This window comes from Streptomyces sp. NPDC005962, from assembly GCF_040629205.1.
Classification (GTDB): Bacteria; Actinomycetota; Actinomycetes; order Streptomycetales; family Streptomycetaceae; genus Streptomyces.
The window spans coordinates 21335-31520 of sequence record NZ_JBEXVE010000032.1 but is presented as its reverse complement, the minus strand read 5'-3'; the positions used below and the strand labels follow the sequence as shown (position 1 = coordinate 31520).

Annotated in this window: 7 protein-coding genes; 1 reads left to right on the top strand and 6 read right to left on the bottom strand. The window is 68.2% G+C overall.

Going from position 1 to position 10186, the window contains the following annotated elements; all coding sequences use genetic code 11:
* The 6 genes from ABZ370_RS36235 to eccD all read right to left on the bottom strand — a co-directional run.
* The coding region (locus ABZ370_RS36235) for an AAWKG family protein (RefSeq protein WP_358630109.1) at nt 1-1300 on the bottom strand (1300 nt) is incomplete at its 3' end.
* Nucleotides 1301-1386: 86 nt separating this feature from the next.
* On the bottom strand, nt 1387-1893 hold the full coding sequence (locus ABZ370_RS36230; protein ID WP_358630106.1) for a type VII secretion system-associated protein: 507 nt from the start codon (nt 1891-1893) through the stop codon (nt 1387-1389).
* 94 nt (nt 1894-1987) lie between these two features.
* Nucleotides 1988-2311 (bottom strand): WXG100 family type VII secretion target, encoded by a 324-nt coding sequence (locus tag ABZ370_RS36225; protein WP_358630103.1) that lies wholly within the window; start codon nt 2309-2311, stop codon nt 1988-1990.
* Nucleotides 2312-2407: 96 nt separating this feature from the next.
* Nucleotides 2408-2758: a hypothetical protein gene (locus ABZ370_RS36220; protein ID WP_358630101.1), complete on the bottom strand. Its 351-nt coding sequence runs from the start codon at nt 2756-2758 to the stop codon at nt 2408-2410.
* Nucleotides 2759-3024: 266 nt separating this feature from the next.
* Nucleotides 3025-4488 carry a type VII secretion protein EccB gene (gene eccB / locus ABZ370_RS36215; RefSeq protein ID WP_358630098.1) on the bottom strand — a complete coding sequence of 488 codons (1464 nt, stop codon included), beginning with the start codon at nt 4486-4488 and terminating at the stop codon, nt 3025-3027.
* Between the two features lie 25 nt (nt 4489-4513).
* Nucleotides 4514-5914 (bottom strand): type VII secretion integral membrane protein EccD, encoded by a 1401-nt coding sequence (gene eccD, locus ABZ370_RS36210; RefSeq protein ID WP_358630095.1) that lies wholly within the window; start codon nt 5912-5914, stop codon nt 4514-4516.
* 306 nt (nt 5915-6220) lie between these two features.
* On the opposite strand from eccD, the gene eccCa reads away from it, so the two are divergent.
* Complete coding sequence (eccCa, locus tag ABZ370_RS36205; protein WP_358630187.1) at nt 6221-10186, top strand: type VII secretion protein EccCa; 3966 nt, start codon at nt 6221-6223, stop codon at nt 10184-10186.

Sequence of the window (10186 nt, the reverse complement as noted above, 5' to 3'; positions counted from 1 at the left end):
CGGCCTTCTTGTCCTTCGCTGCCTTGTCTTCGGCCCACTCCCCGGACAGGCCCTTATCGCCCCTGGTGCTGATCGAGCCCAGATCGAATACCCGCGACCCCCAGGCTTTGCTCAGCGCGTCCAGCGCGTACTCAGCGGGGTCTATCAGACCGTCCTTGACACCCTCTTCCCACCTTTTGACCGCCTCATCGCCGACCGCCTTCCAGGTGGTCAATTCCTTCATGTCGCCGTAGACTTTTCTGTTCGCATCGACGGCTTGCTGAGTAAATCCCCCCGTGGTGCTGTAGGTGAAGTATCCCGAGCTGTACGCACTGGAACTGTACTGATACTCAGAATCAATCTTCGTTATGTTGTTGTCCCAAGAATTATCGGATATCTCCGTCAGCAGATCGACGAGCCAACGCAGCGGGTTGCCCTTTTCCCGAGTCCATTCATCCCACGCGTTGACGAGATTCTGGGTCTGCGTCCTGAGAGCCTCACCCGCTGCTCTGAGCTCTCGGCCCTGCTTGGACGAGCCGCCGATGTAACCCATATCCTCGGCATAGTTCTCGTATCGGCCGCCGACTTCATGGATGAGGTCCCAGAAGACACCGGCCGCCATACCTTGCCATGCCTCGCTCTCCTCCAAGCCGAGCCGTTTCTGCCACTCGGTCATGGTCGCGTTGCTGTCGTAGAAGAACTTGGCCACCCGGTCGAAAGCCTCCGCAGCCATATCGAAGGATCCCAGGCGGACGGCTTTGTCGAGGGGGAGGGCAGACTCGCCACCCCAACTGAACCCAAGGGTTCCGTTCTCGTTGTCGAGCAGGGCCTGCAGCGCCTTCCCAGTGCCGTAGGAGTACTTGGTCAGATCGAACGTGTCCCATGTCAGGTTGTTGCCGCCACTCGCCTTTTGGAACGCGCCATCCTTCAGGTCCTTGGCGTACTTGCTTTCGCCCTCACTACCCACCGAATCGTCGCTGCCAACGAACTCATCGTCGCTCATGGTCTTTACACCGAGCAGCGTGATGCGGGCCTTGTACATACTGACGCTGCCGTTGTCCGTATAGAACGGGATCACGAAGTCAGTGTTGTTGATGTCATAACCCGCGTTGTCGACTTTCCACTGCCAATCGTCGACGTCGACGGTATCGACGCTGTCCTGCTTAGTGATCTCCACCTTCATCTGCTTGATGTCATCGTTACCGACGATCCCTGATTTTTCTTTTCCCCCCGCGAACAGGGTGGCCCTCTCCGGCGCAGCAAACCCTGTGAAGAGCTGGACCGCTTTCCGCCAGTAGTCTTCGTACTCGGGTTCGGCCATGGCGAAGCTCCATCAGAAGGGGTCGACGGGAGGAGAGGGCTTGACGTTATCGAGGGCGCGTGGCGGTGCGGCGAATGTCCGGGCGCCTACTTTTCTTTGTCCGTGTCGTCGCCTCCGCCGCCGCCTTCCTCCTCGTCCGGCGGGGTCGTGAGGCCGGTCTCGACGTCCTCGTCTTCGAAGATGTCCATGAGCTTCTGGCCGTCGACCTTGTCCAAGCTGACCCCCTGGGTCTTGAACAGGGTCTCAATGGTTTCCTCGAGGGCTCCGTCGATGTCCTCGAAGAGCGTGATGTGGCTGTCGATGATCCCGTTGAGGGTCTTCACCATCTTCACCACCTCCTGGTTCACCGTCTGCCCGTGCACATATTTCACGTCGGTCGCCAGGTCCCCGATGGTCAATGGCACGGGCGTTCCTGGCGGAAGCCCCTCGGGGAGGGCGTCCTCCCCGGTCAGGGTCTTCATCGCGGGAATGACGGGGTCCGACTTGGTGTCGTAAGTTATCGCCTTGAGTGCGTCCCGGAAGTCCTGAAGGTCGACTTTCCGGAAGTTCTCGATCCACGCCTTGTCAAGCTGCGTCGCGGGCTGGTCCGCCATGTTCTCCGCCTCTCTTTACCGCATAGTTGGATGACACAGCGGGCGGCTGCCCCACGTGTCCCAACGCGTGGACAGCCGCCCCAAAGCGCCGCGCTCAGCGGCCAATCTTCACGCCCTCCCAGCCCTGCGTCTGGTTCTTCTCGGACTGCCTGTAGAGGTTGGAGATCTCGTCGAGGGTTTTGCCGTTGTTCTCGAGCCAGGTGCCCATGTTCGTGACGGCCTGGTTCCAGGCCTGCTGCTTCTGGTTGTAGGCCTGGCGGTCTTCACCCTCCCAGGACTGCTGCAGGGACTGGAGTTCCTCGTTCAGGCTGTTGATGATCTTCTCGATCTCGCGGGTCTGCAGGCGCATGTCCTCGACCGCGTTCTCGGCATGGGCGTAGCTGACGTAGATGAAACCGTCAGTGAGGTTGTCCGGCATCGATGGCCTCGTCTCGCTGGGGTGGATGTGGGATACGGAAGGCGCTTCGGCTGATGACATCCGAAGCCCGGGCCGGTGGGAGACCGGCCCGATCGATCACCGTCCGGCGGTGGAGCCCATCAGACCGTCGAAAATGCTCTGCGACTGGTTGTACTGCTGGTTGATCTGCTCGTTCGACGAGCCCTGCGTCATGCCCTGCGAGCGGAGGGTTTCGTTGAGCTCGTTGATCATGTCCTGCAGGTTCTTCGAGATGATTTCCGCGTGCTCATCCCAGGCGTTCAGGAGGTCCTGAAATGCCTTACCGTCACTGCCCTGGAGGGCTTGCATCATGTTCTGCTTCGTGTTCTCGACGTCCTGCCGACGGCTCTGGACACCCGAGAAGGCCATCTCCAGGGCCTGGATGCCGTTCCGTGTCGCGCTTTCTTCTGCCTGCTGCATACCCGCCATGAACGCTGCCTCTTTCGGTGGATTTCGCCGCCAGGCCCAAGGCGCTGACGCGGCTTGCGTGACACCGGATGCGGACCGTCGGCATCCAGTTGTCCGGACAAGGACGATAGGAAGACAGGAGAGCGATAAGCAACGCTTACCGACAAGAACACGTGCCACACATTCGTTTCAGTAACTTCCCCTGGTCTTCGGGAACTTGACGAAGACTGACGTACGTCAAGCCAGCCTCGTGTCGATATGCCTACGAGCTACACGGCCACGCGACCTCACCGGTTCACTGCCTTTTTGTTGCCTTCGTCACACTGTGGCGTCGTCGACTTGCCCTCACCCGACACCGCCGCCCCCGGGTTCAGGTCCGGTCCCGTGGGCAGCATGGACAGCAGCGACGACGGGAGCCTCTGCGCCTGACCCTTGGTGTAGCCCAGCGCCTCCATCGCCTTGGCCGTCGGCACCCGGTACTTCACTCCGCTGTCCGTCACCAGGTAGAGGGTGCTGCCGACGTTCGACCCGTCGGCAGCCAGCGCGTGCACCAGCGCGCCCTTGCCCGGCGGCACCACGATCCGGTTGACGGTCACACAGGCCGCGGCCAGCCCCTCCAGCGGTGCCTGTGCGGCCGGGCCGAGGCCGTCGCGGCCGACCAGGGAGACACTCACCCGCGTTCCCTCGTCGCCCGGCCGGACGGAGACACACGGGGTCTGATCGTCGGCGAGGTCCACCGCTTTCGGCGGGTTCGGCGGCACGCCCTTCCACGTGTCGGCGCCCTCGGAGGCCGGTGCCAGGTGGCCGATCACCCCTTCGGCGCCCAGGGGCACGGCACTCGCCGCGCTGCCCGCGTACGCCTGCCGCTTCGTGGCCGCGTCGCCGAGGAGCAGCGCCGCCACCGTCGCGTTGATGGGTGCCAGCCCCTCCTTGCGCAGCACGTAGTACCGGGCGTCGCCGCCGGTCGCGGAGACCTTGAAGACCTGTCCGACCCGGGTCTGGCCACCGCCGAGCCTCGGCCCTGCGGCGCCTCGGCCCGGCACATCGGGTGCGGAGAGATCCGGGCCGGTGGGCAGGGCGTTGAGCAGCGCGGCGGAGACCGCGACGGACTCGCGTGAACCGTAGCCGAGGGCTTCGTGGGCGCCTCCCTGGACGTTCAGACGCAGTTTGCTGCCCTGCCACACCAGGTAGTGGGCCTTGTCGGGCCCCCTGACCAGCAGTCCCTGAGAGGCGTCGAGTCCGGTGCCGCCGAGGTCCTTGCCGACGGCGAGCGCGGTGCCCGTGGAGCCGGTGACGGTGCCCGAACACACCTGCCACGGGTCAGTGGTGAAGCCGTCCGGCAGGTCGTCGGGGGCTCCGCTGATGCCGACGGGCGCCCCCTGCGGTGTGCCGCTCAGCGACGTGCCGCCGACCGACGCGGTCTTCATGTCCGTGCCGAGGAGCAGCCGCGCAGAGGTGTAGTTGCGCACCGGGCGCAGCCGTCCGTCGAGGTAGAGGTACCGGCCGCCGGTCTCCTTGTTGACGACCAGCGTCCGCTCCGCTTTCCAGGAGTTGTTCGTGCCGGGCTTCAGCAGGCCGAACACGAAGGATCCCGCGGAGATCAGAATCGCGATGATCACGCTGATGGCGACGCCGCGGTTGGTCCGGCCCTGGGGGCTCTCCGGGGCGTCGGGGTCGGCGCGCAGCATGCCCGAGGTGAGCCGCCCCATCACGAACATGTGCGCCTGGACCTGGTCGCGCTTGGACTGCACGTTTACGTTCCTCCGGTTCGGGCCGTCAGCCGTTCAGGCCGCGCAGGGCGCTGTACACCCCGAGCACCCACAGGGCCAGGGGCAGCAGGGCGATTGCGGCCGTGGTGTGCAGGATCTCCGCCGCCCGCCCCCAGTAGGGCACGATCCGTCGCCCGGGCACAGTCCAGGAGGCGATGGCGATGCCCGCGGTGGCGGCGAGGAGACCGGCGACCAGCACCATCCGGCTCCCCGGCGCGTAGGACAGGGCGTTGAAGAGGGCGAGCAGCAGAAAGCCTCCGGCCCCGGGGATGAAGAGGGAGAGCCGCTGCCATACGTTCCCCAGGCCGCGCCCGTGCAGCAACAGCAGCAGCGAGAGCACGACGGCCATGATGACCTCGGCGAGTCCGTCGTCGTGGGTGAGAACGGCCAGGCAGACGGCGCAGACCGCGCCCACCGCCCCGTACAGCGAGGACATCCAGCCGTCGGCGAGCACCGAGCGCGCGGCCACCACGCCGGTGGGGTGCGGTTCGATGCCCTCCTGGAGCTGCTGGGCGTTGGTCGGCAGCGGCGGCATGCGCATGCCGGACATCCGGAAGGCCAGCGAGGGGACGAACGCACCGAGGATGACGGCCACCAGGGCGAGGACGCCGGCCACATGGGCCGGTCCCAGGTCGGTGACGGCCATCAGGGCCCCGGCGAAGGTGCCGAAGAGCATGACCACGGCGAGGCCGAGGAAGACCGCCGCGAACGACGCCACGGCGGCGAGCGCGACGATCGCGCCGCCCGCGCCCGCGGCGCAGGCGGCCAGCATCCGGGCGCCCAGGACCTCGTGACTGTGCGGACCGCCGAGGTCGCCGCCGGGCAGCAGCCACCCCGCGAGCGCGAGATACGGGCCCACCATGAAGCCGAGGGCGGCGCCGGCGGCGGCGTCGTCCACCGCGCGGCTGGCCGAGCCCGCACCGGCGAGCAGCAGCACTCCGGCCGCGGCCGCGCACAGGGCGCGCAGGTCGGAGGAGCCGCCGGGCAGCGCGAGGACGGCCAGTCCGGCCAGCAGCGCGGTCACCGCGAAGCCGCGCAGCAGCCGGGTGCTGGCCAGCGGGGTCCAGCCGTGCGGCCGGTCCTGCATGGTGGTGGAGATGCCGTCCACCAGGTCGTCGAGGTGGACCTCGGGGAGGGCGTCGATACGCGGCCGGAGGTAGAGCGTCTCGCCGTCGCGCAGGTCGTAGGAGTCGAGGCTGCGCTCCTCGTCCAGCGGTTCGCTGCCGAGGCGCTGCAGCACCCAGCCGCCATGGTCGATGCCGGTTTCGGCGAGGTTGTCGCCGCCGTAGCCGACGACGGCGGGGAGCAGGTCGGCCACAGGAACGTCCGAGGGGACCGCGAGGTCGATGGACTTGGCCGGTGTACGTACGGTCAGGCGGCACAGGCCGGCCACCTGGTTGTCAGTCATCGGGCACGCTTCTTCCGGGGGTCTGCGAGAGGGAGGATCCCGGGTTCCGCCTGAAGGCGGTGGAGTTGGACTGGTGTTGCTCTTGGGGCACGATCGAAGGTGTGCGCCGAATGTCCCTCCGGGAGGGTGCACATTACTGGCTGAGACGTCGAACTGGTATACCGGGATTGCGCAGCCGCTTCTCCGTGGCCAGTGAGGACGCATCGTGGCGCCCGCGGCCCGAGGACGTATCCCCACCGACATCGTCCGGCGTGTTTCCCTCCTTTCCCGCCTGTTTCCCGCCCATGAGGAGACTGTTCGTTGAGCGTGGTCCTGTTCCGCCGCCCCGCCCGCCGGCGCGGCCCCGAGATGCCCGACGGGGAGCTGAATCTTCAGGAACCTCCCGCGCTGCCAGAGGTGGTGCCGGACTCCTCCGCCATCTGGACCTACCTGCCCATGGCGCTGATGTCGGTGTCCATGATGCTGATGTTCATGAGACCGGGCATGAGCGGCGGCGGCAGCAGCCACTTCATGTACCTGGCCATGGGGCTGATGGTGCTGTCCTCGGCCGCCATGATGCTCGGCCAGATGATGCGCAAGACCAGCGAGCGCAAACAGCGCCTGAAGGGCGAGCGCCGCGACTACCTGCGCTATCTCACCCAGATCCGGCGCAAGGTGCGCACCGCCGTGGCCGATCAGCAGAAGGCGCTCGCGTGGCGCCACCCCCCGCCGTCGGCCCTGTGGTCGCTGGCGGGCACCACGCGGCTGTGGGAGCGCCGCCCGCAGGACGAGGACTTCGGCGAGATCAGGGTGGCCGTCGGGGAGCAGAAGCTCGGCCTGCGGCTGACGCCCACGGCCACCACTCCGGTCGAGGACCTGGAGCCGCTGGCGGCGCATGCCCTGCGCAGCTTCATCCGCGCGTATTCCACGGTGCCCGAGCAGCCCATCGCCATCTATCTGCGGGCCTGGGCGCGCGTGCTGTTCCGGGGTGACGAGGAGCGGATACGTTCCGTCGCCCGGGCGATCGTCGCCCAGCTCGCGACCTTCCACGCGCCCGACGACGTGTGGGTGGCACTGTGCGTGTCGGACGAACGACGCGCGGACTGGGAATGGGTGAAGTGGCTTCCGCACAATCTTCACCCGCAGGAGAACGACGGCGCCGGCCCGGCCCGGATGTTCGTCTCGGCCATCAACGAGCTGGAGGACCTCCTCGGGGCCGAGTTCCTGGAGCGGCCCTCGTTCGACCCGGACGCCGGGACCGGCCGTGACGAGCCGTTCACCGTCATCGTGGTGGATGGGGGCAGCATCCCCGACCGGCACCGGCTGGACGGGGCCGGTTTCCGCAACGCCGTCGTCCTCGACCTCACCGGCGCGCTGACCTGGCGCCCGGGCCGCGTCACGCTCCGCTTCGACGTGAGCGAGGACGCGTTCGAGCTGGTGCGCACCGACCGCGAGCGCAAGGAGCAGACCACCCGCCTCGGCCGCCCCGACACCTTCGGGCCGACGGGCGCCACCTCCCTGGCCAAGCGCATCGCCCCGTACCGGATGGGTATGGGCGGCGACGCCTCCGAGCCGCTCGCCTCGGACGTCGAGCTGACCACCCTGCTGGGCATCTCCGACCTGTACCACCACGAGCCGGCCGGCCTGTGGCAGCAGGCCACCGGCTCCAGTCGGCTCAAGGTGCCGATCGCGGTCGGCGTGGACGGCGCCCCGGTGGAGCTGGACATCAAGGAGTCCGCGCAGGGCGGCACCGGGCCGCACGGCATGCTCATCGGGGCCACCGGCTCCGGGAAGAGCGAGCTGCTGCGCACCCTGGTGCTGGCGCTCGCGCTGTCGAACTCCTCGGAAACACTCAACTTCGTCCTGGTGGACTTCAAGGGTGGCGCCACCTTCCTCGGCCTGGACGAGCTGCCGCACACCTCCGCCGTCATCACCAACCTGGCCGGTGAGGCGGCGCTCGTGAGCCGCATGCGGGATGCTCTGCACGGCGAGCTGATGCGCCGCCAGGAACTGCTGCGGGCCGCCGGGAACTACACCTCCGCGCTGGACTACGAGAAGGCGCGGGCCTCGGGGACCCCGCTGCAGCCGATGCCCAGCCTGTTCGTCATCGTCGACGAGTTCAGCGAGCTGCTCGCCGCGCACCGGGACTTCATGGAACTGTTCGTGATGATCGGACGGCTCGGCCGCAGCCTCGGCGTCCATCTGCTGCTCGCCTCGCAGCGGCTGGACGAGGGGCGGATGCACCAGCTGGAGGGCCACCTGTCGTACCGCATCGGTCTGCGCACCTTCTCCGCCATGGAGAGCCGCGGTGTGCTGGGTGTGCCGGACGCCTACCAGCTCCCGCCGCAGCCGGGCAGCGGCTACCTCAAGTCCGGTGTGGAGCCGCTGACCCGCTTCCGTGCCGCCTACGTCTCCGGCCCGTACCAGCAGCGGCGCAGCCGGGCCAACCAGGCTCGGGTGGCCAGCCAGACGGTGCCGTGGACGGCCGGCTACGTGGTGCCGCGCCAGCTTCCCGACGTGCCCGAACCCGAGCCGGAGCCGGAGGTGGAGACCGGCGACACGCTGCTGTCGGTCGCCGTGGAGCGGCTGCTCGGCGCCGGTCCCCCGGCCCACCAGGTGTGGCTGCCGCCCCTGGACCTGCCCTCCACACTCGACCAGGTGCTGCCGCCGCTGACCCCCGACCCCGAGCTCGGGCTCACCACGGTCGGCTCGCCGATGCGGGGACGGCTGACGGTGCCCATCGGCATCGTGGACAAACCCTTCGAGCAGGTGCGTGACCTGATGACGATCGACCTGTCGGGCGTCGGCGGCCACGTGGCCATCGCGGGCGGGCCGCAAAGCGGCAAGAGCACCATGGTGCGGACGATCCTCACCGCGCTGGCCCTCACCCACACCCCGCGCGAGGTGCAGTTCTACTGCCTGGACTTCGGCGGCGGCGCGCTGGCGGGTCTCGCCGATCTGCCGCACACCTCCGGGGTCGCGGCCCGTCTGGACACCGAGCGGGTGGCCCGTACGATCTCCGAGGTCAGCGCCCTGCTGGCGGACCGCGAGCGGTTCTTCCTGACCCAGGGCATCGACTCCATGGCGACGTACCGCCGCCGCCGGGCCGCGGGCGAGTTCGCGGACCAGCCGCACGGCGACGTGTTCCTGGTGATCGACGGCTGGTCCACGGTGCGCCAGGACTTCGACCGCAACATCCAGACCTTCGCCTCCATCGCCGCCCGCGGCCTCAACTACGGCATCCACCTCATCGTGACCACCGCCCGCTGGGTGGAGCTGACCTCGTCCGTGCGCGACCAGGCCGCCACGCATCTGGAGCTGCGGATGGGTGACTCCATGGACTCCGAGATCGACTCGCGCCGCGCCGCCACCGTGCCGCGCGTCCCCGGCCGGGGGCTCACCCCGGAAGGCAAGCTGCACTACCTCACGGCACTCCCCCGCATCGACGGGACGGAGTCGGCCGAGGACCTCTCCGAGGGTGTGGCGGGCCTGGTGTCCGCGATCAAGGAGAGCTGGTCCGGCCCGGCGGCCCCGCGGGTGCGGATGCTGCCGACGGAGCTGCCCGCGCGGTCGCTGCCCCCGGCCGGCGGCGATTTCCGGGTGCCGATCGGCCTGGAGGAGGAGCGGCTGTCGGTCGTCTGGCACGACTTCAGCGAGAGCCCGCACCTGGTCGTGGTGGGCGACGCGGAGTGCGGCAAGACCAACCTGCTGCGGCTGATGGCCAAGGCCATCATGGACCGGTACACCCCCGCCGAGGCGCGGATCATGATCGTGGACTACCGCCGTGACCTGGTGGAGGCGGTGCCGGACGAGTACCGCCTGGGGCACGCGGTGTCCATGGACGCGCTGAAGGACCTCGTCGACGGGGCCGCACGGGCCGTGCAGACCCGATTGCCGGGCGCGGACATCGCCCCCGGCCGGATGAAGCAGGCCGACTGGTGGAACGGGCCGCGGCTGTTCATCCTCGTCGACGACTACGACATGGTGGGCGCCGGGATCGGTAACGCGCCGTTCGACCCGCTCCTCAACCACCTCGCCCTCGGCTGGGAGGTGGGCCTGCACATCATCGTCACCCGCTCCGCCTCGGGTGCCGGGCGCGGCCTCAACGAGCTGCTCATGCGGCGTCTCCTGGAGGTCAACACCCCGGCCCTGCTGATGTCCTGCCCACCCTCGGAGGGCTATCTGCTGGGCAACGTCAAGGGCAAGATCATGAATCCGGGACGCGCGGTCCGGATCGCCCGCCGCAAGACGACGCAGGTGCAGACGGCGCTGGTGGACGGCGAGGAGAGCTGA

What these genes read in the sequence shown, in the direction of transcription:
- ABZ370_RS36225 (WP_358630103.1), bottom strand. Translation starts at nt 2,311, where the DNA reads ATGCCGGACAACCTCACTGACGGTTTCATCTACGTCAGCTACGCCCAT.
- ABZ370_RS36220 (WP_358630101.1), bottom strand. Translation starts at nt 2,758, where the DNA reads ATGGCGGGTATGCAGCAGGCAGAAGAAAGCGCGACACGGAACGGCATC.
- ABZ370_RS36230 (WP_358630106.1), bottom strand. Translation starts at nt 1,893, where the DNA reads ATGGCGGACCAGCCCGCGACGCAGCTTGACAAGGCGTGGATCGAGAAC.
- eccD (WP_358630095.1), bottom strand. Translation starts at nt 5,914, where the DNA reads ATGACTGACAACCAGGTGGCCGGCCTGTGCCGCCTGACCGTACGTACA.